Raw genomic sequence first — 22,152 nt, 5'->3', positions numbered from 1 at the left:
AGATGCGTTGCGGCGATTCATTTTCGATGGCTCTGATGGGCCATTGCAGCCTTTGTCGTCATCGGCAACGTAGACACCCACGGCGGGACGGATGGCTTAGGGATGGAGCGCTTCGGAGGGGATGGGGAGGTTTTTTCCTCGGGATTCCCGAATCCGTACTCGTTGCCGGCCAAGCGGTGGCGATAGCCTTGCCGGGTGGATTTATCGAGCAGGAAGGCCCGCTTCTCCGCTGCTCTCGGCCGCCATCCGTTTGCCTTGGCGGTGTTCACGTCGGTGTCCGCGTTTTCGGCGTATTTCTGCATGTATGCGTTCCGCAAACCTTTTTCCGCGGCAGGTTATGGGGAACATCAATTGGTCATCGAGATCGCGGGACGGCCTCTGGAAGCGAAGACGGTCTTCGTGATTTCCCAGATACTGGGTTATTGCACGTCGAAGTATCTCGGGGCGAAACTTTGCTCGGAGGTGCGGCGGGAGCACCTCGGCCCGGCGCTGCTTGTGGCCATTGGCTGCGCACTGGCTGCGCTGTTGGCGTTCGCGGTGGTGCCGCCTGGGCTGAAGGTCGTCGCGATTTTCCTCAACGGGCTTCCCCTCGGTTTCGTCTGGGGATTGATGGTGCGTTATCTCGAGGGGCGGAGGATTTCCGAGTTGCTGCTCGCGGCGGTGTCCTGCTCCTTCATTCTGGCGAGTGGTGAGGTGAAGCGGTTCGGGCTGTCACTGATGGAGCGGGGGGTGCCGGAGTACTGGATGCCCTTCGTGACCGGGGCGGTGTATCTGGCGCCGTTCGTGGTTTCGGTGGGGTTGCTGTCGCTCATCCCGAAGCCCGATGCCGCGGACGAAGCGCTGCGCTCGAAGCGGTCGACCATGGGACGCGAGGACCGTCGGGCGTTTCTCAGGCGCTTTTTTCCGGGCTTGTTGCCTCTGTTCATCGCCTATTTCTTCCTCACGGCATTCCGGGATTTCCGGGACAACTATCAGTCGGATTTGTTCCATGAAATGGGGATCGCCGATCCCGCGGCATTTTCACGGACGGAGCGGCCGATCGCCTTGTCGGTGATGGTGGTGCTGGCCTTGATTTTCCTGATCCGGAACAACCGTGCCGGACTGATGGCCACCTATGGCATCGTGCTCGGGGGCCTCGCGCTGATGGGTGGGGCCACCTGGGCGTGGGACCACGGGATGATCGATGGCGAGATGTGGATGATCGGGAACGGCCTGGGGGCTTATCTGGCGTATGTGCCGTTTGGCACGGTGATGTTCGACCGCATGATCGCCCTCACGCGGTTCGGCGGGACGGCGGTGTTTGCCATTTATGTCGCCGATTCGCTCGGTTACACGGGCTCGGTCGGCGTCCAGCTCTACAAGGACTTGTTCGCGGAGAATACCGAGCGGCTCGAGTATTTCCGCTGCCTGACTTACGGGATGTCGCTGGGGGGCTTGCCGTTGATGGCCCTGGCGATGATCTATTTCCTGCGGCAGGGTCCGGCGTCGGAGCGGAGCGCCGGGAAAGACTAGGTGGAGGCGCGGCCGATGGCGGGATCCTGGGGGCCGATTTCACCCGTCTCGATGCGGCCGGCAAAGCGGCGAAGGAAGACCTCGTTTCCCTCGAGGGTGACGGCGAAGTCATACCACCGGTGGCTGGCGTGGAGGAGGAGGGGGAGGCGGAGCGTGGCTCCCGGGGCGAGGGTCCGGCGGATGGCGGGGGCGCCGTAGGAGCGATCCTCGATGATGAGCCGGGCGGCTGCCGGGCCGGTGTTGACGGCTTCAAGCAGGGCGTTCCCATCCGGCTGCGGATCGGCTTGGGCGAGGAGGCGGACGACGATGGATGGATCGCCCGCGGTGCCACGACATTCGCGGTGGAAGCCATTCGGACCGTAGAGCTGGAGGTGATAGTGGTGGCGGTCGAAGGACGACAGCGGCCACGTGTATTTCAAACGGTCTCCCGCTTTGACGGCGAAGGACCAGCGCCGCATCTGCTCGTAGGGCAGCGGGCCGGCGGCATCGACTTCGGATGTCCGGTAGTAGCCGGGGGCGTAGACGTGGAAGGGGGCGCCGGCGGCCTGCGTGCCGTAGAGGCGATTCCCCACCGTGAGGGTGAGGTCGAGGGTTCCTCCGGCGGCATCGTGCTGGAACCCGGCCTCCAGTTCATAGGGTAGCGCGCAGGAAAGCCGGCTGCCATTTTCCTGGCGGGCCAGCAGGGGTGAGGTGGTGGGATGCTTCAGCACCTCGGCAAGCTGCTGGTCCGTGAAGGTGCGGAAGTTCCCGGGCAGGTCCATGAAGCGGGCGCGGTGGATGCTTTCCACGACGGCATCCCGCTGCAAGGGCTGCGGCGGGTCGAGGGGGGAGGATGGCCCGGAGGCGAAGGCGGAGGTCAGGTCACCACAGATCGTCCGCCGCCAGTCGCTGATGTGCTCTTCGCGGACCGGAGCACCGGTTTTGTGGGAAAGAAACACCTCGAGGAAACGGAGGACGGAGGTGTGGTCGAAGACCTGGGAGCAGACTTTCCCGCCGCGGGTCCAAGGCGAGGCGATGACCATGGGGACGCGGTAGCCGAGGCCGATGGGATGGCCGTGCTCATCGAACTCGGCGGTGGTGTCCAGGCCGGCGGACGCCGCACCGGTGCCGGGCTGCCCGGTATGCGGCGGCACGAAGGGGGGCATGTGATCGAAGTAGCCGTCGTTCTCATCGTAGTTGAGGATGAGGATGGTTTTTTTCCATAGCTCCGGATCCTGGGTGAGGATATCGAGAACCTCGGAGACATACCATGATCCGTACCAGGGCGCGGAAGGGTGGTCGGAGAAGTTCTCCGGCGCGGCGAGCCACGAGACGGTGGGCAGTTGCCCGTTCCGTGCGTCCTGGCGAAACTGGTGAAGCACGTCTCCGGCTGGAACCTTGACCTGCCTTTCGGCGCTGCCGTCGTGGTAGCGGAGGGTCACGGTTTCGCGATGGTGGGGATCGCCGGTGTTGCGGGTGAAGGCCTTCTCAAAGAGAGCCCGTTGGCGGTCGGGAAGGGCCGCGAACGCCTCGGGCGTGAACCGCTCGCGCTCGGCGATGAGATCGGCAAGCTCCTGGGCGAGCCCGGCGGAGAAGCCGTCGCCAGCGGACGCGGCGTCATCCGCGGCGAGCTTTTCCAGCGCGACGATGCGCTCGCGCACCCACTGCATGCGCCGTGGGTGGAAGCGGAGCTGGTATTGGGAAAAGTATTCCAGCGGGTTGTCGCCGAAGTTGCCGAGCCAGGCGAGGTCATCGCCATCGAGGCCGGTTTCGATCCACACCTCGTTCTGATAGACGCGCCAGGAAACGCCGAGGTCCTCGAGACGCTCGGGAAAGGTCGGCCAGTCGAGGGGGGAATCATAGTCGATCTGGCTGTTGTCGAGGCGCGGAGGGGAGGCGGGGTCACGCGGGTCACGGGCGGTGCCGGTCCAGTGGTAGAGCCGGTTGGGGGAGGTGCAGGTGCTGGCGGAGCAGAAGTAGTGGTCGCAGACGGTGAAGGCGTCGGCGAACTGATAGTAGAAGGAGAGGTCCTCGCGCTGGTAATAGCCGAGGGTGAGGGGCAGGGCGGCGAGTTCCCTGTGGCCGGATTGCTTGACGCGCAGCCACTGGTCATGCCGGCCGTCGTTGGATGCGGCCACCTGCGAATGGCGGTCGTGGGGCAGGCAGCTCAGCCAGGTGCTGTTGGTGTCCCGGATGTTGAGCCGCGAGGGGGCGTGGGGGCGGCCCTCGGCATCGCTCTGCAGCCACACCGGGTGGCCGCCGGGAAGGGAGATGATTCGCGGGTCATCGAATCCCCGCACTCCGCGCAGGGTGCCGAAGGTATGGTCGAAGGACCGGTTTTCCTGCATCAGGATCACGACATGCTCGGCATCGAGGAAGGTGGAGCCTCCGGTCGGCTCGATGTTCATCGCGCGGAGGAGCGATGGGGGGAGCAGCCCGAGCCCTCCGGACAGGAGGCTGGCTTGCTTGAGGAAGCTGCGGCGGGTGGACATGAAAACAGGAGAGCAGGGAGAAAAACGGGGCCGGGAATACCCGGTCCTCACCGCGGACGGACGAACTAGCGGGTCTTGATCCGGAAAAAACGCTGTCGCGGCTCGGTGGAGCCGGCGTCCACGGTCTCCTCGATGCGGCCGCCCGTGCCCCGAACGGAGCGGACCGTTTCCCATGTCTCCAGGTCATCACTGCCCTCGATGTCATAGTCCGTGCCCACGCGGCTTGGCCATGCCAGGATGATGGATGATCCATCGAGCGCGGATTCCTCGATCTTCAGTTCCTCATTTCCGGGCACGCTGAATTCAAAACGGTTGGAGACTTCGGTGTAGGAATCATTGATGAACAAGGCCACCCAGTAATCGCCCGGCGGCAGATCGGGGAGCTGGAAGGTGACGCTGCCGGTGGTGTTCCCATCGACATAGAGATAGGCGGTGAGGGGATCGGGGCCTGGCGTATCGCCCTTGCGGAAGATGCCCATCCAGTCCTTCGGGGTGCCGGGACCGCCGGAAAAACGGACCGTGAAGCCATCGCCGGGATTCACCACGGGCGAGTCGATGAGCACCACGGAGATCTCGGTGCCGACCGAAAAGTGAATCGGTTCGGCGATGCCGAAATAGCCGTCGTTCACGAAATAGTCGGCGTAGTAGTAGCCCTTGGGCAGGCCGTCGAAGGCGAGCGAGCCGGACGCCACACCGCTGGCCGGCGGGGTGCGCGTGCCATTGAGGTAGTCCCAGTCCTGCGCGGGATTGGCTTCACCGGCGGCCTCACCGATGCGGTAGATCCCGATCCAATCCGTCACGCCGGCGGGGCCGCCGGTGAAATCGATGGCGACCGCCTCGCCTTCGTCATAGCCGGACTTGCCCGTGGCCAGCGTCGGCGGATGCCCGACGTAGAAGGGCACCCGCGGAGCGATTTCCGTGTAGCCGTCGTTGGTGAAAAAGGCGGCGAACCATTCGCCCTCGGTCAGCTTGGCATCGAATTCCCGGAATCCGCTGCTGCCCGTGACATAGCTCCAGAGCGTCGAGGCGACCGGGCCGGGAGTATCTCCCTTGCGATAAATGCCGATCCAGTCGGTGGCGATCCCAGGGCCGCCATCGTAATCAATGCGGATTCGTTCATCCAAAGCGTAGACATGCTTTTGCAGCGTGATCGCCGGGTCATCGGCCGCGCTGCTGCCCGTGACTTCGAATGCGACGGCAGCGGACCAAGGTGACCACCGCGCGTTGGTGTCGCGGTGGCGCACGCGGGCGTGGTAGCTGCCATTGGCGAGGGCGTTGGCCGGGAGGAGATACTGGATGATGTCGAGGTCCGCATGGATATCGACCGGCTCGAAGTCGGGCGCTCCGGTATCTCCGAAGATGTTTTCGACGTCCCGGATGCGATCGACCTTGAGATCCTTGAAATCCGTGTCGGTCGCGATCTGAAACCAAGTGCTGTTCAGGTTCTCACCGGTGGCCGAGACGTAGGCCGAGCTTTCCAGGGTGAGGGGCAGCTCCAGCGGCTCCGCCGGCGGCGCGGCAAGAGTGGGGGCGTCCGGTGCCGGGAGGTCGAGCTTGCGCTGGAAGTGATCGATCAGCCTGCTGTGGTACGACCAGCGGTTCGCTTCGGGGAAACGCACGTTGGCTTCGGCGAAGCAGCGGACGTCCATCGTGCGGGCATCGAGATCGAACTCGATCAGTTGCCACGCCCAGTTGGCGATGGTTTTCTGAACGTCATCGTAGTCCGCCTCATTCGACTGCCCCCAGTACTGGTCCCACGCGCTGCCACCGGAAATGATATGATAAACCGGCCACTCCCGTGTCTGTCCGCGGGCGTAGAGATGGTGGTGTGCGCCGATGTTGAGGACATGCTTTTCCGTCCGGGCAAAGATGGGCATGGCGGTGTTCCGCATCCAGTTGGAGATATCCCCGATGTACTGTTCCGCGTTGTACGGGCGGTGGCAGAGGCTGATCATCCACTCGACCTGCGGGTTCGTTTCGGCGGCGCTGACCAGGTCCTGCACCCAGCCGGTCTGGGCTGCGCCGGTATGTTCGCTGGAGGTGTGGACGAAGGCGATGTTGGCGAGCTGATAGGCGTAATAGACCTCGGGATCGGGGCTGCTGACGCCGAGGCAGTCGAGGTCATCGTAGTGGAAGACCGCCTTGTAATTCGCCAATCCCGGATCGCTGTAGGTCTCGTGGTTGCCGATCGTCGTCATGATCGGCAGGTAGGGGGAAATCCAGCCATTGAACTCGAAGTGCAGGTGGCGGTAGTGCTGCAGTGTGCCGACATCGACCTGGTCGCCGGGCATCAGGACAAAATCGATGCTTTCCTCGATCGGCACCCCGTAGAGGTCCTCCACCTTTTTCTTGGCGCGCTCCACGAGGCGTTCGAAACGTCGCTGGGCGGGATCGATGATCTGGTTGTCACCAAGCACCAGGACGCGGAACTTCCCTGTGGCAGTCCCGAGCGGCTTCGGGGTGCGGAAACGGAACATCGCCGAGGTGAGGTTTTCCGTGCGAACCCGGTAGTGATAGTAGGTGTCCGGCTGCAGCCCGGTGAGCTGGACGGTGTGATAGTGGTAGTTGCTTCCCAGCACGTTCCGGGTCCCCGAAACGGTGTGCTCAAGAGCCGCCATGTCGGTTCCATAATCGATGAAGGTCTGGCTGTCGGCATCGGTCCACCAAGACACCCGCATCGAGTCGGGACGCGGGGCATGGAGGTAGGGGCGGAGGCCGGCCGGAGTGCCGGAGAAGTCATAGTCGATCGCCCCCAGGGCCCGGAAGGGCCGGAATGCGAAGGCGCTGGCGCCGGAGGCGGTGAGAAGACGAAGGAATCGGGAACGGTTCATGAAGGCTCGCTTCGGTCAGAAGGATGGGAATTCGTAAACCCGGTAGAAGCGCCGGGCGGGTGGGCTGGAGCCGAGGTGCTCGGTGTAGCTGGTGGTGGCGCCAGCGGAAGGCCAGGCGAACTCAAGGCGCTGCCAGGACGGATCGACCTGCGGATCTCCCTCCAGACCCGCGGAGGCATAGATGTCATAGTCGAATCCCTCCTTTGATTCCCAGGTGAGGGTGAAGTCGCTTCCGGTCATGCTCGTCGAAACGACGCGGATAGCCGGATCCTGCGGCTCGGTCACGGTGAAGAGAATCGGCCCTTGGGCGATTTCGTATCCATCATCGACCAGCAGCGCCGCGTAGTAATCTCCGGCGGGAAGGCCGCTGAAGGTCAGGCTGCCGTCCGCCGCGGCCGCGCCGGCGGTCTGCGTGCCGTTCAGATAGTTCCATTGGGCCGAGGGCACGAGGCCGGGAAGGTCGGTCCGGCGATAGATCCCGACCCAGTCGGTCGGGCCGGCCGCGGCGCCCGTCCAGGATACGGTTAGGGTTTCCTCGGTGGTGATGCTGGAGCTGCTGATCGAGAAGGCACCGGAGTTCGCCTGTTCACGCAGCACCTGGACCTGCGCGGTGTGGCCGCTCTCATTCGCGTCGAGGGTGAAGGTGGTGGCTGGCCCGGGCACGGAGAACAGCCGCGAGCCCAGCCCGGTGAGGGGGTCGGTGTCGGCGGTGACGTCGATGAGCTGGGACCCGTCGGAGATGGTGACGAGCCCTGCATCCACCGGCCGAACCTCCCAGCTGAGGAGGGTTTGGTAGTCCGGGGCGGTGGCGAGCTGGGTGGAGGAGGTGAGGCCGAGGGCTTCCCCGATGAGCACCGTCAACTGCATGCTGTTGGCACCGTCGAGCGACAAAGTGTAGGTCGTGCTTTCCAGCGGGCTGACCTGAAGGGAGCCGTCTCCCGTGGTGAGGTTGGTGTTGGCGGTGACATCGGTGACGGAAACACCATCGCTCAAGGTCACCTTCACGGCGGGATTCGGGTTGGCGATGGTCCAGGACAGGGTCAACGGCCGGCCGGCATAAGCACTGTCGCTGGCGAAGTGCGTGAGGCCGGGCTCGGTATCGGCCACCTGGTCGAAGGCGAGGTTGTCGATCGCGAGGTAGGAATTGGTCCCGGAGCCGGAGCCGATTTTCAGCACCAGCGTCAGCTCTTCGGCTACCGATCCGGTGAGGTTGCCGAAGGAAAGCGTGGAGGCACCGTCGGTCGGGGCGTCATGAACGCCGCTTGCCAACGCGCCGCTCGATGAGCCGGTGACGGTCCAGTCGATGTGGAAATCCCCGCCGCCGGTGTAAACGTTGAAATCGACCGATGACAGCAGGACGTTGAAGCCCTCGTCGGGGGAAAAGACGATCTGATAGGCTTTTCCTGGGTCCGCCTCGTCCATCTGATAGACGCCGGTGCCGGTCTCGTTGAGCGCGCTGGGATGGGTCCAGCCAGCCTCGGAGTAGGTCTGCCATCCGCCATTGCCCACCGGGCTCCAGTCGATTCCGATGTTCGGGGTTCCGGTGAGATAGGAACCGTAGGTGGCCGGCACGTCCTGGTTGTTTGCCAGGCCGGTGCCGGTGAGGAGCGAGGCCGCATGCAGCGCGTTGGCAAGGGCGCAACCGGCGGCACCGATGGCAGCCAGGCGGTGGTGTCGAAATGAGCGGGGTTTCATGGCGGGAGTGGGTTTTGCGGGCACTGCCGGCAGGCGGGGCCGCCTGTGGGGCCGCCGGGGAAGTTAGCGTCCGGACCCGCCGGCGGACGACGGGCAAAAGAGGCGTCCGGGAGGGCAAAAACGCCGGCCCTGCGCCACATCCGGCATCACCGGTATCCGAAGGCATCGAGATATGGCTCCAGCAGGTCGAGGTGGGGCTCCAGCCAGCGACGGTAGTTTTCCCACCGCCCCCGGGCGCGGGTGTAGAGAGGGCGGGAAACATCATCATAGGTCGGCGTGCCGATATCCTTGCCCGGGGCGGCGCGGTGGTGGGCGAGCATGCCGGGGGACCATTCGAGACCGAGAAACGAACACAGCCGGCGGGTCTGCACGCCGGGCCGGGAAAGCAGGTCCTCGTAGCGGGATTCCATCCAGCGTTGCGGATCGATCCTGTCCCGCAGCCACAGCCAATGGCGCAGCACCTCCGCGTAGTAGCGGCAGGTCTCGGGCAAACCGGCCGCCGCCACGCTGTGCGGGGCGAGGGGCACGATGGTGAAGAAGAAGCTGACGACGACGTCCCGCGGATCGCGCAGCGGCATCAGGATCTTTGCTTCAGGAAACAACCGCAGCGGAACGGCCAGGTCACCGGTGAGCAGCGGCTCTTTTTCGATCAGCAGCCGATCGTCCAGGGCTTCGCCCACGCGGTCCTCGGTGGCGCGCAGGTATTCGGCCCGCCCGGCAGCGAGCTGCTCCGCATCCAGGGCATCAAGCCCGTCCATCGCTGCTGCGGCCGATGCCGGGGCCAGCGCCAGGGGGTTCCGGAACTGGGTGGCCAGGATCCCCGTTTCATCCGTGCCGAGGCAGCCGGGGTGGGCGCACAGAATCTGCTCGAGAAGGGTGGTGCCGGAGCGTGGAAAGCCGGCCAGGAGGCAGATTCGGGGCATCGGCGGCCGGCCGCCGGTCGTGACGCTCCAGCGCTGCAGCCGGTCGGCATCCAGCGCCCGGGTGAGTTCCCACTGGCGGGTGGCGAGGGCGCGCCAGGCATCGTGGTGGGCCTGGCTTCCGCTGCGGATCTGGTGCTTGGCCAGAGCCAGCTGGCGCATGGCGGCCTCATAGTCGCCAAGTCGATCGAGAACGGCGGCCAGCTCGTAGCGGAGGCGCCAGTCCTCCACCGAGGGATGTCGGGAAAGATGTGCCTCCAGCCGCTGGCGGGCCGCGTCGAAGGCGCCATCGAGGCGTTCGATGTGGGCGAGCAGGCGCACGGCGCGGAGGTGCGTCGGCTGCCCGCGCAGCAGTTCGAGCAACAACTCCCTGGCGGCCTCCCGCCTGCCGGAGCGCTCGAGGGCGGCGGCGTGCATGGCCGCGGTGTCCGGATTGGCGGGATCGAGTTCGAGCGCGCGCGCGGTGAAGCAAGCGGCGTCGCGGATCCGGCCGTATTGAAACAGGATCCTGGCCGCAGATAGCAGCGGCGCCGGCGTGGTGTCGGGATGGGTGAGCAGCTTTTCGCGCAGCGCCCCGCTTTCGCCATAGCGATGAAGGGAGATGAGCACTCCCAGATGCTCGAGCAGGAGCTGCGCGCCCTCCGCCGCCGAGGAAACCTGCTCCCAGAGCGCAAGCGCGCGCTGGATCTGCCCGGCCCGGATGGCCTGTCGTGCCTGTTCCAGCATGCCCGGGACGATGGGATTTCGGCGCTCCGCCGCGGCCGGGCCTAGCGGCGGCGGCGCATCGCCAGCGCGCCGAGGCCGAGCGCCCCGAGCACGATGCCGCCCGGCTCGGGCACGGCCACCTGATCGAAGGCAAGATTGTCCGCAGCCAGATAGGAACCGGTGCCGGAGCCCGCTCCGATGACCAGATCGAGCGAGACGGACTCGCCACCGGTGCCGCTGAGCGCGCCGAAGGACAGGGTGGAGTTCTGGTCGGTCACGGCCAGGAAACTGCCGCTGCCGAGCGTGCCACTGGTGCTGCCGGTGACGGTCCAGCCGATGTTGAAATCGCCGCCGCCGTTGTAGACGTTGAAGTCGATCGAGGTGAGCACGACATCATAGCCGCTGCCGGGGCTCAGCTGGATGGTGTAGGTGGCGCCGGTGATAGCAGCGTCCATCTGGTAGACCCCGCTGCCGGTATCGGCCGCAGCGCTGGGATGGGTCCACTCGTCATCGGTGTAGGTTTCCCAGCCGCCTGCTCCGGCCGGGCTCCAGAGAACGGCGATGTCGGGCGTGCCGGCGAGGTTCGAGCCGTGGTCGCTGGGGACGGGCAGGTTTTTCTCCAGGCCGGTTCCCGAAAGAATCGTGGCGGCGTGGAGGGTGGGGGCGAGGGCCAGCGTGGCGCCGCCCATGGCGGTGAGCTTGAGGGATGGGAGTTTCATACGGAGAAGTTCTGGTGGTGGCTTGCCGGCTGGAGATGGGGGCCTCGCCGACCATGACGAGCGTGCTGGCTCCACGCCGCAGTCGTCGATGGGCGAAAGCGACGGATGACCCGGCATTTTCGACGGACTGGAGAATTGAATGTGATTCTCCCGGCGGCTCGGTTCCCTTTTGCTCGTTCCCCGCCCGCCATGTCCGCATTCCAGCGAAGAGTCGTCGGCATCCGGTATCCCCAGTGGTCCTCTTTTGGCCCGGGGACGCTGGGTGGGGTGGTCGATTTCATGCGCGATCACCACCAGATGTGGCGGCTGGTGACGGAAAACGACTCTTACGGGGAAATGGAGGCGATCCGCATCACCGGCGATTGGCGGGGCAGCGGGCTGATTCTTTTTCGTTCCACGGAAGCGGAACTGGCCACCTTCCGGAAACGTGGGATTCCGGTGGTTCTGACCAGCACGGAGGGTCCGGATCTGGGCTTTCCGCGGGTGGTGCCGGACAACCCGGCCATCGGCCGTGAGGCGGCCCGCCACCTGCTCGGCTGCGGGCTTGATTCCTACGCCTTCCTCGCCCGAGGCGAGACTTTCTACCGCGAGGCCCACTTCGCTCCCGGCTTCCGGGTTTATGCCCGCGAACGGCTGCGCGGGTTCCGGGCGGAGCTGGCGGAGCGCAGCATCGAGCCGACGATCCACTACCTCCGCGGCAGGCCATTGTGGGAGGCCCGCACCTGGCGCGAAGTCCAAACCGAGGTGTGTGCCTTCCTTGCCACCCTGCCCAAGCCGTGCGGGCTGTTCGTGGTCGATGACTCGCTGGCGGCCGTGGCCTTGTGCGCCGCGGATACGCTCGGCCGGCGCGTGCCCGATGAGCTGGCGGTGATCGGTTACGGGGACGATCAGGTTTATTGCTACGCGAGCATGCCCGCGCTGAGCAGCATGGTGCACCCGGCGCGGGAGGTGGGGCGGCTGGCGGCGGAACTGCTGTGGCGGCAAATGGAGGGCGAGCAGGTCAGCGGCACGCAAACGGTCCCGCCGGGGGAGACGGTGGAGCGGGAGTCGAGCCGGGTGCTGGCGATCGATGACCGGATCGTCAGCGATCTGGTCGCATGGATCCGCTTGAAGGCCGTGCATGATCCGATCCGGGTGTCCGAACTCTGCGAGCGGGCGGGCCTTTCCTCCACCACGCTCAAGGAGCGCTTCGCCCGCTCGATCGGCCATCCGCCGAAGCAGGAAATCCAGCAGGTGCGGCTGAAGCACCTGGAGCGGCTGCTTTCCCGCCCGGGCTCCACGCTGGCCGGCATCGCCACCCAAATGGGATTCGCCTCCGCCCACGAATTGAGCCGTTTTTTCAAATCCGCGACCGGGCTGAGGCCGTCCGAATTCCGCCAGGCGCGGGGCAACCGCCGCACGGGTCCGAAGGGATTCGCGGTGGTGTTCGACATGGATGGCACCTTGTTCGACAGCGAGTCGTTCTTCTTCCGGGCCTTCGCGCACGCCTACCGGGAGCAGGGGGAAAGCCTGAGCCGCGAGGATTACTTCCGCCGCTTCGCGGGAACCACCAATGCCCACATCGAGCGGGAACTCGAACGGGGTGCCGGCCGGGATTTCAACCGCACCCACTTCTCGCGCGCGTGGCGGGACGAGTTCAACCGCCTGATCGAGGAGGAGGGCTTGCAACCCTTCGCCGATGTGCTGCGCGCCCTCGACGAGCTGGCCGCGCTCGGAGTGCCGCTGGCGCTGGCCAGCTCCAGCGACCTCGCGGACATCGGCCACCTGCTGCGCAGCGCCGGATTGGCCGCGCGCTTCGAATCCATCACCGGCGGCGATGAGGTCCCGCGCAGCAAGCCGGATCCCGCCATCTTCAAGCTCGCGGCACGCCGCCTCGGCTACCCGCCCGAGCATTGCGTGGCGGTGGAAGACTCGGCCGCGGGCGTGAAGGCCGCCCGGGCCGCCGGGATGAGGGTAATCCATGTGGCGAGGGAACCCCGGGGCGGGATTGCCGTCGCCGACCCGTCAACCCGAAGCGTGGCTAGCCTCGACGCGATCGACTGGCGGACGATGGCCGAAAGCATCCTGGTGCCCTCCGACGACGATGCCGCCGGCTGAATCGATGTCCCCGGCCCTCCGGCGCAAATCCCGGGATCACTCCGAGGTCGGCGAGCTGAGCGGGATGCTGAGGACCGGATCCTGGTTTCCACCGGCCACGCGCGAGCCTTCACCCGAGGCGATGGTGCGGGCGGCATCCTGGAAAATCACCTTCACGGTCGATTCGAGAAGCCCCAGCGGCCGCTTCGGCACCCACACGATGTCGCCCGGCTGGAGTAGCACGTTGGTTTCCTTGCCGGTCAGGATGCCGTCGAGGTTCACCACCGCGGCCTGCGGCTTGTCGAGGCTGCCGCGAACCACCACCACCTGCTTGGTGTAGGCTCCGGGCGCGGGGCCGTGGGCCTGGGCGATGCAGTCGACCAGCGTCAGCGAATCCTTGTAGCCGATCGCCTGCGGCGCGGCCACCGCGCCGAGCAGCAGCACGGTGGAACTCGTGGCGGAGGGAAGATAAATGTAGTCATTGTGCCGCAGATAAATGTTCTGCGAGGCGTCGCCGCCGCGGATGAGCTTCTCGAAGTTGACCGGCAGGATCTCGCCATCGCGGATGACGACGGAGTTCGACAGGTCCGCCAGCTCCTCGGTCACCCCGGAGAAGGCGGAGGTGAAAAGACCACCCGCCTGCGAGACGGCCTCGAGCAGGGTGGTCGGCTGGCGCAGCGGATAGATGCCGGGTTTGAACACCCGGCCGAGAATCCAGTAACGCCGCGAGCGGACCTCGACCAGCGACACGTTGACCAGCGGCTTGGTGTAGTCGCGCTTGAGCGCCTCGGTCAGCCGCGAGGCGAATTCCTTCTGCGTGAGGCCCTCGGCACGGACCCCGCCGGCGAGGTTGTAGTAGACCATGCCATCGGGCATGACGAAGGTCCGGGCGAGGGTGCCGGAGACCTCGGCGATCTCGATTTCCACCACATCGCCGGGCCCCAGGATGTAGGGATCCTTGGGCGGTTGCAGGAGCTTCGCCGACGGCTTGCGGTCGATCTTCACATTGGTGAAGTTGAGGTTTTTCACCGTCTGGTCGGCCGTCCGCGCGTCGAAGTCCGGACGCGGGATGATCTGGCTGCAGGAAACCGCCAGCAGGCAGACGGTGAGCGCCGCGAGGAGGTTGGACAGCCGGCGCATCAGGGGTTGGTGAGGATCGGGTCGACGTTGACGTTGACCCAGGTGGAGGTCGCGCTGGTGGCGAAGGCGGCGAGCGCCAGCTTGAGAATATCCTCGGCCTGCGCCCACGGCCGGTCGGCGATGTAGACGATGTCCTTCGGCTGCAGTTTGAAGTCGCTCTCCTTCGCCGCCAGGATGTCGCGCAGGGAAACGACGTGCGTTTCCGGCTCCGAGAAACTGCCGCGGACGACCAGCACCCGGTCGGTCCACGCGCGGTCGGTGAAGCCGCCGCGGCGGGTGATGGCGGACACCACCGAGGCATCCGGCGTCATGCCCTGCACGCCCGGCGTCGTCACGGCACCGAGGACGTAGTAATCGTTCGAAATCGTGGAGGCGATGTAGATGAAGTCGTTCGGCTCGATCTCGAGGTTCTGCGACATGTCGCCGTCCTGGAAGAGCTTGCGGAAGTTGATCGGCAGCTGCTCGCCGCGGCGCGAAAGGAAGGACCGGTCGTAATCGGCCAGCTCGACCGTCCGGCGCTCGAACAGGCCCGTTTCGATGCCTCCGGCGTTGGCGATCGCCTCGACCAGCGTGATCGGCCGCTCGAGCGTGACCACTCCCTTGCGGACGACTTTTCCCAGGATGGTGAACCGCTTCGAGCCGATCTCCTCGGGCGTGATGATCACCCGCGGCGCCTTGAAGTGCCCCTGCAGCGCCTTTTCGATCTCGATGCGGGCTTCGTCGAGCGTGAGGCCGGCGACGTTCACGTTCTGCGCCTGCAGGTAGCTGATGGTGCCATCGGGCGCGATGCGGAAGCCGGGCCGGTCGAGCTCCGGGCGGCCGAAAAGCGAGAAGTTGATCACGTCGCCGGGTCCGAGCTCGTAGCGGTCGCGCCACGACAGCGCGGACGACTCGGCGCGGTTGCCGGGCACCGGCTTCGACTCCTGTGCGGCGAGCGGCAGGAGGAAAAACAGCGCGGCGATGGCGAAGGCGCGGAGCATCAGGAAAAGCGTTGCGTGAGGAAGAGCGAAAGTTCGTCGGCCGCCCGGCGGATCAGCCCGGCCGGAGCCTCGATGAGGGCGATGGTGCCGGCGCAGGGCCCGAGGTAGACCTCGGTGAGGTGGCGTGCCTCGGCGTAGGCGGACAGCGATTCCTTTTCGCCCTCGATCACCGCGAACCAGCTTCCCGCCTCGGCCAGGCTCGGGCGCCGGTCCTGCCTGGGCAGTCCGGCGGCGCGAAGGAAATGGTGGGATGACGGGGCGCCTTGGTCGGTCCACGCCAGCTCGGGCCCGGCCGGCGTTTCCCACAAGTCATCCGGCGTGAGATCGAGCACATCCAGCGGCTTGCCGGCATCGGCCGAGACCGCCACGGCGACCGATCGCCAGAACTCGCGCTCCGTCGCGGCATCGAGCGCGGAAGTCCAGAACAGGACCGGTCCGCGCTCCGCCAGCTCGGGGGAAAGGATGGAGATCCACAAGTCGCGGAACTCTTCCGGGCCGGCGGTTTCCGGCAGCCGGGCGACCAAGGGAGCCCGCGTCGTCGCGCAGCATTCGAGCACCGAGCGGCGGGTGCTGCGCTGGGTCAGCAGCAGGGTGAAAATCATGGCGATGCCCGCGCCGGCCAGCGATCCCGCCCCGCCGAGCAGGAGCGGCTTTTTCAACATCGAGGACGGCACCACGGCGCGCGGGTCCGGCGGCTGGAAGATCTGCCAATAGCCCGGCGATCCGGTGGCGAAGATCTGCGCCTCCTTGAGGCGGTTGCTCATCAGCGTCAGGCCCTCGATGAACGAGTCGCGCTTCTTACGGAGGGCATCGTACTTACTGATGATCTCCGGAAACTCGGCCAAGCGGGCGGAGGTGGATTTCTGCAGCGCCTCCAGCGACACGATGCGGCTGGTCGCCTCGCTGAGACGGTTCTCGACGTCGACGATGTCGAGGTAGAGCTGGTTGCCGAGCGGCGTGCCGGTGTAGGCGTCGAGCCCGACGTCCTGGCCATCGCCGAGGGCGTCGATCTGCCGCTGGAGGTACTCGATGTTCTCCAGCTTCGCCTGCACCAGCGGGTTCTCGTCGGTATAGGTCGAGCGGAGGCTGGCCAGCTCGTCCTTGGCGGTGCGGATGCTCAGCTCCAGCGGGCTCTGGTGGCGGATCTGCTCGTCGAGGGTCGAGAGCTGTTGCCGGAGCGACACCTTGTTGGTCCGCGCCTCTTCCAGCTGCAGCTCGATCTGCGACAGCTTCGACAGCACCGCGGCCACCTGCGAGTCGCCGCCGATGAAGTCCTTTTCCTTCGAGAATTCGAGAATCTGGCGGTTGGTGTCCTCGATCTGCTGCTCCAGCTCGGCCACCTCCTTGGCCAGCAGCTCGAGCACCCCGCGGGCCTCGGCCTGCTGCAGGCGCTTGGTGTATTCGCGGATCTGCTCGGCCCAGATGCCGGTGAAACGGACGGCATCCTCGGCGCTGACGGGCGAGTGGTAGGTGATATAGAAGATGTCCGTGTTTTCCTGCTGACTGGCCTCCACGAAGGTCGACACGTGGCCGGAGCTGATGCCGTTGTTGGCCTCCTTCAGCGCGAGGTCGAGCGGCTCGCTGGCCAGGAGCGTGGCGAGCAGGGTGGCGTCGTTGAGGTCGGCCGGGCGGAAGGACTGCCCGATCTCCGAGGTCTGCACCGTCTGCGGCACGCGGCGTTTGATCAGGGCCACGGAAAGCGAGAAGGTCTGGTGAGTGATCAGCTTGCCGGCGATGAAGCCGAGCCCGCCGAAAACCAGCACGCCAACGAGGATCCACGGCCAGCGCGCGAGGATGCCGGCGAGCAGCCGGACGGGATCGATGGCCACGGGATAGCCGAATCGTTTCCCTCCCGACACGGCGGTCGGATCGGGCTCGGTGGCTGGTGTGGTGGAACTCCCCGGTGACGACATGATCAGCTTTCCGCGGAAGTTATTACGGAAAAATTAACATTGGAAGTGTCGCTTTTGCCCGACTTTCGCGCCTTCCCGGCAAGGTCGAGGAGAGTGGAGGAAAAGGCGGCCGCGAAGGAGGGCAGCGACATCTCGTGGCGGACGCGGTCGGTCAGCCCTTGCCCGGGCCCGGGCTTTCCCTCGCGCAGCCAGTCGGCGAGGACCTTGGCCAGCGCGGTCGGCGAGGCGGGATCGAAGCGGCGGGCGGCGGGGAGGAGGTCCTTCATGCCGTCGCGGTCGCTGCCGAAGACCGAGGTGCCGGTGGCCAGGGCCTCGAGCATGACCAGCGGCAGGCCCTCGTAGCGCGAGGGAATGACGAGGGCGTCGAGCGCGCGGTAGAGCGGGGCGGGATCGCACCAAGGAAGGACGGTGCCGGCGACGGCGCGGCTTTTCAGCAGCTCGCGCAGGGCGGGTGTGTCGGGGCCTTCACCGGCGAAGACGAGGTGGCAGCTTTGCTTGAGAGCAGGCTCGGCGGCGACGGCCTCGACGAGCAGGTGCTGCTGCTTTTGCATGAACTCGGTGCGGCCGACGACGCCGAGCAGGGTTTTGTCGGCGGGCAGGTCGAGCTCGCGGCGGGCGGCTTGCGGGTCGCCGGCCTGGAAGCGGGCGGTGTCGATGCCGTTGTAAACGATGTGGACCGGGGCGGTGGCGCCGCGGCGTTCGAGCATGCGGGCCATCTCGTCGGTGATGGTCACGAAGCTGTCGGGGAGCTGGAAAAGAGGGCCGCAGAAGAGGTCGCGGAGCCGGCCGAGCTTGGCGCCCATCTGGTGGTTCGAGTGCGGCACCGGGATGTAGCTGGTGCTCGGGATGCCGGCCTTGCGGGCGGCGTGGAGGGCGAGCGAGGAGTGCTCGATGTTTCCCTGAATGGCGATGACCAGATCCGGCGCGATGTCGCGGAAACGGGCGGCGAGGTCGTCGATGCGCGAGGGCTTGAGGCGGTTGCGCAAGGCTTCGAGCTTGGACGACTGCCAGGGCAGGGTCTCGACGTGAAGGTGGGGGTGCGTTTCCGCGAGGGCGGCGAGCTTTTCGCGCAGCTTGGCATTGGCCTCGGAGGCGAGGAAAATTACGGGATCCGCCGTAGCACGGAGGACCGCCTCGAGGCCGGCGAGGGCCATGACTTCGTGGCCGCCGAAGACCGGGCTGTCGTCGTAGAAGAGGAGGCTCATGCGGTGGCGGCTTGGAGAAGTTGCTGCACGTCAGCGTCGGAGATCGGCGAGGTGAGAACGCGCCCGGCGAGGTCGATCTGCGGCTGGACGTGGCGGGCGTGCATCGGCTCGACGTGCTCGGCGCACTGGCGGCGGACGGAGGCCTCGGTGCGGCCGCGCTCGGTGGTGTCGCGGGCGATGCGACGGCTGAGGCGGAGCCCGGCGGGGCAGTCGACAAAGATTGTCAGCGCCGCCATATCCCGGATGGCGGGGCGGGTCAGCGGCCACAGGCCTTCGAGGATGAGGAAGTCGGTGGGCTGGAGGGTTTCGGTCGCGGCGGCGCGGGTGTGGGTGTGGAAATCATATCGCGGGATTTCCGCGGGGTGGCCGGAGGACAGCTTGAAGAGCGCGGTCTCGACCGAAGCCCAGTCGATGGTGGCGGGGTCGTCGAAGTTCACCCGCTCGCGTTGCCCGGGGGTGAGGTGGGAGAGGTCGCGGTAAAAGTGGTCGAGCGTGAGGACCGCCGATGCGGGAAGGGCCTCGTGGAGGAGTCGGGCGAGGCGGGATTTTCCCGATCCGCTGCCGCCGGCGATGACGATGAGGGAAACCGTAGATGAACGCGGATGGACGCAGATGCTTGAGTTCTGATCTGCGTTCATCGGCGTTGATCGGCGGTTGAAGCTTCGAGGTAGTCCTCGATCTTGGTGGTGATGACTTCGATGTCGAAATGGCGGCGGGCTTCCTCGAGGGCGGTGTTGGCGATGGAGGCGCGAAGTTCCGGCGAGGCGGCCATTTCCGCGATGCGGGTGGCGTAGAGGGCCGGGTTGGCGGCTTCGGCGACGAGGCAGTTCTCGCCGTGGCGGGCGAGTTCGGCCTGGCCGCCATCGAGAGAGGTGATGACGGGGAGGCCGGAGGCCATGGCCTCGAGCGGGGTCAGGGCGAAGGGCTCGCCCCAGTTCGAGGTGAAGAGCAGGGCGTCGTGCTGCGAGTAGAGTTGTTTCATCTCGGCGGCGGGCGCGGACTTGCGGGTGACGCGTCCGACAAGGCCGAGTCGGGCGATTTCCGCGTCGAGCGCGGCGACGTAGCCGGCATCGCCGTGGCCGTAGAGGTCGAGGGTGAGGTCGGGGTTTTCGCAGGCGGCGAGGGCGCGGACGGCGGTGAGCGGGTCCTTGTCTTCGGCGAGACGGCCGACCCAGAGGAGCCTCGAAAAATCTGCGTGCTCGGTTTTTACGGCGAATGCCGTCGTTTCGATCCCGCAGTGGATGACCTGCGCGTGCGCGACCGGCCAGCCGCGGGAAACGGTGTGGTCGCGCATGAAGGCGCTGCAGAAATAGATGCGCGGGAAACGGAGGAAGTCCCAGGAGCCGGTCGGGGTTTCGTCGGTGATGTTTTTTCGGTAACCGATGGCGGTGAGGACCTGGCGGAGGAAGGTGACGGGGGCGGACTTCGGTTCGTTCCACCACGAGAGCCAGACGTCGGCGCGGAGGCTGCGGGCGATCCAGTGGTCGGAGACGTCGTAAACCAGCGGGATGCCGGAGGCTTCGAGGCGGAGCAGCAGCGACTTCGAGATGCCGCCCATGTTCCAGACGTGGATCAGCTCGGGCTTGAACGAGTCGATCTCGTCGAGCAGCGCGCGGTGGTTGTGCTGCTCGAGCGCGCGGAGTTTCCAGATCGAGAGCCAAGGGTGGCCGTACATGCCGTGGACGCGCAGGCGGCGGGAAACGTGCGGCGGGTTTTCCTCGGCGCGGCCGTCGACGTGGTGGTCGGAGGTAAGCACGCGGATCTCGTGGCCGCGGGCGCGGAGGCGCTCGACGACGTCGCGGCAGCGGATCTCGTAGCCGCCGATTTCGTGAGGAGGATAGAGGTTGGAGATGACGAGGATCCTCATCCTTCGCGCTGATAGTGTTTCCAACCGGCGTGGTAGCCATCGCGACGACCGAGGCGCATGGCGAAGCGGACGGCGGCGGCGTGCGGGACGCCGAAAAGCTGGCCGTTTCTCAGGCACCACTTCGCGTCGCGCAGCGTGTCCCTCAGCCAACCCAGGCAGACGTAGTGGTGGAGGTTCATGTTCCGCGGGTGCGTCGTGCCGGTGGCGGCACCGGCCTTGGCATCGCCGAACGAGCGCTTGTAGCTCTGCTTGAGCGTGTAGTTGTGCGAATGCATGGCGACCGAATCGATCGCGTAGAGCACGTGGTAGCCGTTCTCGATGAGGCGGCGCGTCCATTCGTCGTCCTCGGCATATTGCAGGTCCTCGCGGATCGGGACCTCGGCGAGCACCGACTTGTGGGTGACGCAGCTGACCATGCTGAAGAAGTGCTCCCAGTTCACCGACTCGCGCTCGGGACCGAAGCAGCGGTCGTAGTCGTGCGCGAAGACCGCCTGGCAGTCGGGTCGCGGAACCTGGCGGGAAAAGGCGGCGCCGAACTTGGGGTCGGCGACGCAGGGCTTGAGCAGGTTGACGAGCCAGTCGCGGCCGACCGGCTTGGCGTCGGCATTGAGGTAAACGACCCAGTCGTGGCTGGCCTCGCGGGCGCCCAGATTGAGCACCGGGCCGGGGACGTAGGTGCCGGGCGGGATCTCGATGATGCGGGCGCGGCCGTCCTTTTTCGCAATGGCCACGGAGTCGTCGGTCGAGCCGGAGTCGATGAGGATCAGCTCGATCCCGCCATCGAAGTCCTGGGCGAAGAGCTCGCGGATGGTTTCTCCGATGGCCCATCCTTCGTTGTAGCACCGCATCACGACGGTGACGGCATCAGGCAAGCGATCCATGGGCGACGGCTGAGGTGGTGGGTTCGGCGGAAAGCAGCGACTCGTAGCGCCGCGCGAGGCGGGTGCCGATGGCCGGCCAGCCGAAGCGCTGGTTGGCGGTGGCGATGCCGTTTTCCTCGAGCGAAGTACGAAGGTCACCGTCGGTGAGCGCGCGGGCGATCCCGCTGGCGAAGGCCTCCTCGGTGTCGGCGAGCAGGACGTCGTGACCGTGCTGAAGCTCCAGGCCCTGGGCACCGATGGAGGTGGAAACGACGGGCGTGCCGATGGCGAGCGACTCGACGATCTTCAGCCGCGTGCCGCCGCCGATGCGCAGCGGGACCATCTGGATCCACGAGCGACGGTAGTAGGGGCGGACGTCGGGCACGCCTCCGGTGACGATGACGCCGGGGCGCGAGCCGTAGGCCTTCACTTCATCGATGGGGTTCTTGCCGACGATGAGCGTCTTCACGCCGGGCAGTTTTTTCAGCAGGCGATCGTGGATGCCGCCGCCGAAGAACCAGCGCAGGGCATCGACATTCGGGCTGTAATCCATGGCGCCGCAGAAGATGACAGTCGGCTCGGCATCGCGTGGATCGGGCGCGGCGGCGGGCTGGAAGTAGTCGAGATCGACGCCGTTGGCGACGACCATGACCGGTGCCTTCTTGCTGACGCGGGCGTGCAGGAAGGTCTCATCGTCCGGGCCGCAGACAACCTCAAGCTTCGCCTCGCGGGCGAGCTTCCTTTCGTAAAACCACAGCTTCGCGAGGGCCTCCCAGCGGAGGAGTTTTTCGCGGGGCGGCAGGTTCAGCGTGCCCTGCTCCATGAGCTGGAACTGGAGGTCGACGCGCGAGCGATCGACGACGAAGGGCGTGTGGTGCCGGTGCGGCAGGACGTAGGGCATCATCACCAGGTCGCAGATGTGGACCAGGTCGTAGCGGCCGGGCTGGAGGTGGCGGTCGACGGCTTCCTTGATCTCCGGCTGCTGCCAGTGCTGGACGTTGGCGGGGAGCGGATTGAGGAGGCGGGTCGGGATGAGCTTCTGCCATGTGGGGTGCTCGAAAGGCACGAACTCGACACTGCGGCAGAACCCGGAAAAGATGGCGTGTTTCTCCGTGGTGTCCTCGTCCTTTTCGACCAGCGCGATGAGATCGACCTCGTGATGAGCGGCGAGGCTTTTCAGCAAATGGAAGGTGCGCTGGTAGGTGCCGCGGTCGAGTGGCCACGGGGCGTAGGGATAGATGACGAGCAGCTTCATGGC

The 22,152-nt window shown here is 66.2% G+C and carries 16 protein-coding genes; 2 read left to right on the top strand and 14 right to left on the bottom strand.

Annotated features, from left to right (window positions below; all coding sequences use genetic code 11):
* Window positions 1-17 precede the first annotated feature (17 nt).
* Window positions 18-302, bottom strand: a complete 285-nt coding sequence (locus ABXH26_RS06290; protein WP_353566347.1) for a hypothetical protein — start codon at window positions 300-302, stop codon at window positions 18-20.
* Between ABXH26_RS06290 and ABXH26_RS06285 the strand changes: the two genes are divergently transcribed.
* Window positions 196-1,512, top strand: a complete 1,317-nt coding sequence (locus ABXH26_RS06285) for a DUF5690 family protein (protein ID WP_434783420.1) — start codon at window positions 196-198, stop codon at window positions 1,510-1,512. The genes ABXH26_RS06290 and ABXH26_RS06285 overlap by 107 nt on opposite strands.
* Here the strand turns inward: ABXH26_RS06285 and ABXH26_RS06280 are convergent.
* The 5 genes from ABXH26_RS06280 to ABXH26_RS06260 form a co-directional block, all read right to left on the bottom strand.
* Entirely contained in the window at window positions 1,509-3,983 is a 2,475-nt protein-coding gene (locus ABXH26_RS06280; RefSeq protein WP_353566194.1) for a phosphocholine-specific phospholipase C, read from the bottom strand. The two genes, ABXH26_RS06285 and ABXH26_RS06280, sit on opposite strands and share 4 nt — an antisense overlap.
* 65 nt (window positions 3,984-4,048) lie before the next feature.
* Complete coding sequence (locus ABXH26_RS06275) at window positions 4,049-6,814, bottom strand: purple acid phosphatase family protein (protein ID WP_353566193.1); 2,766 nt, start codon at window positions 6,812-6,814, stop codon at window positions 4,049-4,051.
* Between the two features lie 15 nt (window positions 6,815-6,829).
* Window positions 6,830-8,509, bottom strand: a complete 1,680-nt coding sequence (locus ABXH26_RS06270; RefSeq protein WP_353566192.1) for a hypothetical protein — start codon at window positions 8,507-8,509, stop codon at window positions 6,830-6,832.
* A 146-nt stretch (window positions 8,510-8,655) separates the two neighbouring features.
* On the bottom strand, window positions 8,656-10,155 hold the full coding sequence (locus tag ABXH26_RS06265) for a tetratricopeptide repeat-containing sulfotransferase family protein (protein WP_353566191.1): 1,500 nt from the start codon (window positions 10,153-10,155) through the stop codon (window positions 8,656-8,658).
* 41 nt (window positions 10,156-10,196) lie between these two features.
* Window positions 10,197-10,853, bottom strand: coding sequence for a hypothetical protein (locus ABXH26_RS06260; RefSeq protein WP_353566190.1), 657 nt, complete (start codon window positions 10,851-10,853; stop codon window positions 10,197-10,199).
* A 189-nt stretch (window positions 10,854-11,042) separates the two neighbouring features.
* Here ABXH26_RS06260 and ABXH26_RS06255 point away from each other — a divergent pair, with 189 nt between their 5' ends.
* A complete protein-coding gene (locus ABXH26_RS06255) occupies window positions 11,043-12,950 on the top strand; it encodes an HAD-IA family hydrolase (RefSeq protein ID WP_353566189.1) in 1,908 nt (635 codons plus the stop codon).
* A gap of 36 nt (window positions 12,951-12,986) precedes the next feature.
* Here the strand turns inward: ABXH26_RS06255 and ABXH26_RS06250 are convergent, their stop codons facing one another.
* The 8 genes from ABXH26_RS06250 to ABXH26_RS06215 are packed head-to-tail and all read right to left on the bottom strand — an operon-like array spanning window position 12,987 to window position 22,149.
* Window positions 12,987-14,069, bottom strand: coding sequence for a polysaccharide biosynthesis/export family protein (locus ABXH26_RS06250; protein WP_353566188.1), 1,083 nt, complete (start codon window positions 14,067-14,069; stop codon window positions 12,987-12,989).
* Window positions 14,069-15,049, bottom strand: coding sequence for a polysaccharide biosynthesis/export family protein (locus ABXH26_RS06245; protein ID WP_353566187.1), 981 nt, complete (start codon window positions 15,047-15,049; stop codon window positions 14,069-14,071). The genes ABXH26_RS06250 and ABXH26_RS06245 overlap by 1 nt, the downstream gene beginning before the upstream one ends.
* The gene (locus tag ABXH26_RS06240) at window positions 15,049-16,962 is read right to left on the bottom strand and encodes a GumC family protein (protein WP_353566186.1); all 1,914 of its coding nucleotides are present in this window, start codon (window positions 16,960-16,962) and stop codon (window positions 15,049-15,051) included. The genes ABXH26_RS06245 and ABXH26_RS06240 overlap by 1 nt, the downstream gene beginning before the upstream one ends.
* 2 nt (window positions 16,963-16,964) lie before the next feature.
* Complete coding sequence (locus tag ABXH26_RS06235; protein WP_353566185.1) at window positions 16,965-18,167, bottom strand: glycosyltransferase family 4 protein; 1,203 nt, start codon at window positions 18,165-18,167, stop codon at window positions 16,965-16,967.
* The gene (locus tag ABXH26_RS06230; protein ID WP_353566184.1) at window positions 18,164-18,805 is read right to left on the bottom strand and encodes a uridine kinase family protein; all 642 of its coding nucleotides are present in this window, start codon (window positions 18,803-18,805) and stop codon (window positions 18,164-18,166) included. The genes ABXH26_RS06235 and ABXH26_RS06230 overlap by 4 nt, the downstream gene beginning before the upstream one ends.
* Window positions 18,802-20,034 carry a glycosyltransferase family 4 protein gene (locus ABXH26_RS06225; protein ID WP_353566183.1) on the bottom strand — a complete coding sequence of 411 codons (1,233 nt, stop codon included), beginning with the start codon at window positions 20,032-20,034 and terminating at the stop codon, window positions 18,802-18,804. The genes ABXH26_RS06230 and ABXH26_RS06225 overlap by 4 nt, the downstream gene beginning before the upstream one ends.
* On the bottom strand, window positions 20,031-20,915 hold the full coding sequence (locus tag ABXH26_RS06220) for a glycosyltransferase family 2 protein (protein WP_353566182.1): 885 nt from the start codon (window positions 20,913-20,915) through the stop codon (window positions 20,031-20,033). The genes ABXH26_RS06225 and ABXH26_RS06220 overlap by 4 nt, the downstream gene beginning before the upstream one ends.
* Window positions 20,899-22,149 carry a glycosyltransferase family 4 protein gene (locus ABXH26_RS06215; protein WP_353566181.1) on the bottom strand — a complete coding sequence of 417 codons (1,251 nt, stop codon included), beginning with the start codon at window positions 22,147-22,149 and terminating at the stop codon, window positions 20,899-20,901. Before ABXH26_RS06215 ends, ABXH26_RS06220 begins: the two co-directional genes overlap by 17 nt.
* Between the last annotated feature and the right edge of the window lie 3 nt (window positions 22,150-22,152).

Origin of the sequence: Haloferula sargassicola, from assembly GCF_040362925.1 — a bacterium.
GTDB classification, from domain to species: domain Bacteria; phylum Verrucomicrobiota; class Verrucomicrobiia; order Verrucomicrobiales; family Akkermansiaceae; genus Haloferula; species Haloferula sargassicola.
Note: the sequence above shows the minus strand (reverse complement) of the source record. Positions and strands in the feature narration are given on the sequence as shown.

What these genes read in the sequence shown, in the direction of transcription:
- ABXH26_RS06230 (WP_353566184.1), bottom strand. Translation starts at nt 18,805, where the DNA reads ATGAACGCAGATCAGAACTCAAGCATCTGCGTCCATCCGCGTTCATCT.
- ABXH26_RS06220 (WP_353566182.1), bottom strand. Translation starts at nt 20,915, where the DNA reads ATGGATCGCTTGCCTGATGCCGTCACCGTCGTGATGCGGTGCTACAAC.
- ABXH26_RS06270 (WP_353566192.1), bottom strand. Translation starts at nt 8,509, where the DNA reads ATGAAACCCCGCTCATTTCGACACCACCGCCTGGCTGCCATCGGTGCC.
- ABXH26_RS06260 (WP_353566190.1), bottom strand. Translation starts at nt 10,853, where the DNA reads ATGAAACTCCCATCCCTCAAGCTCACCGCCATGGGCGGCGCCACGCTG.
- ABXH26_RS06290 (WP_353566347.1), bottom strand. Translation starts at nt 302, where the DNA reads ATGCAGAAATACGCCGAAAACGCGGACACCGACGTGAACACCGCCAAG.
- ABXH26_RS06265 (WP_353566191.1), bottom strand. Translation starts at nt 10,155, where the DNA reads ATGCTGGAACAGGCACGACAGGCCATCCGGGCCGGGCAGATCCAGCGC.
- ABXH26_RS06250 (WP_353566188.1), bottom strand. Translation starts at nt 14,069, where the DNA reads ATGCGCCGGCTGTCCAACCTCCTCGCGGCGCTCACCGTCTGCCTGCTG.
- ABXH26_RS06275 (WP_353566193.1), bottom strand. Translation starts at nt 6,814, where the DNA reads ATGAACCGTTCCCGATTCCTTCGTCTTCTCACCGCCTCCGGCGCCAGC.
- ABXH26_RS06240 (WP_353566186.1), bottom strand. Translation starts at nt 16,962, where the DNA reads ATGTCGTCACCGGGGAGTTCCACCACACCAGCCACCGAGCCCGATCCG.
- ABXH26_RS06225 (WP_353566183.1), bottom strand. Translation starts at nt 20,034, where the DNA reads ATGAGGATCCTCGTCATCTCCAACCTCTATCCTCCTCACGAAATCGGC.
- ABXH26_RS06245 (WP_353566187.1), bottom strand. Translation starts at nt 15,049, where the DNA reads ATGCTCCGCGCCTTCGCCATCGCCGCGCTGTTTTTCCTCCTGCCGCTC.
- ABXH26_RS06215 (WP_353566181.1), bottom strand. Translation starts at nt 22,149, where the DNA reads ATGAAGCTGCTCGTCATCTATCCCTACGCCCCGTGGCCACTCGACCGC.
- ABXH26_RS06280 (WP_353566194.1), bottom strand. Translation starts at nt 3,983, where the DNA reads ATGTCCACCCGCCGCAGCTTCCTCAAGCAAGCCAGCCTCCTGTCCGGA.
- ABXH26_RS06255 (WP_353566189.1), top strand. Translation starts at nt 11,043, where the DNA reads ATGTCCGCATTCCAGCGAAGAGTCGTCGGCATCCGGTATCCCCAGTGG.
- ABXH26_RS06235 (WP_353566185.1), bottom strand. Translation starts at nt 18,167, where the DNA reads ATGAGCCTCCTCTTCTACGACGACAGCCCGGTCTTCGGCGGCCACGAA.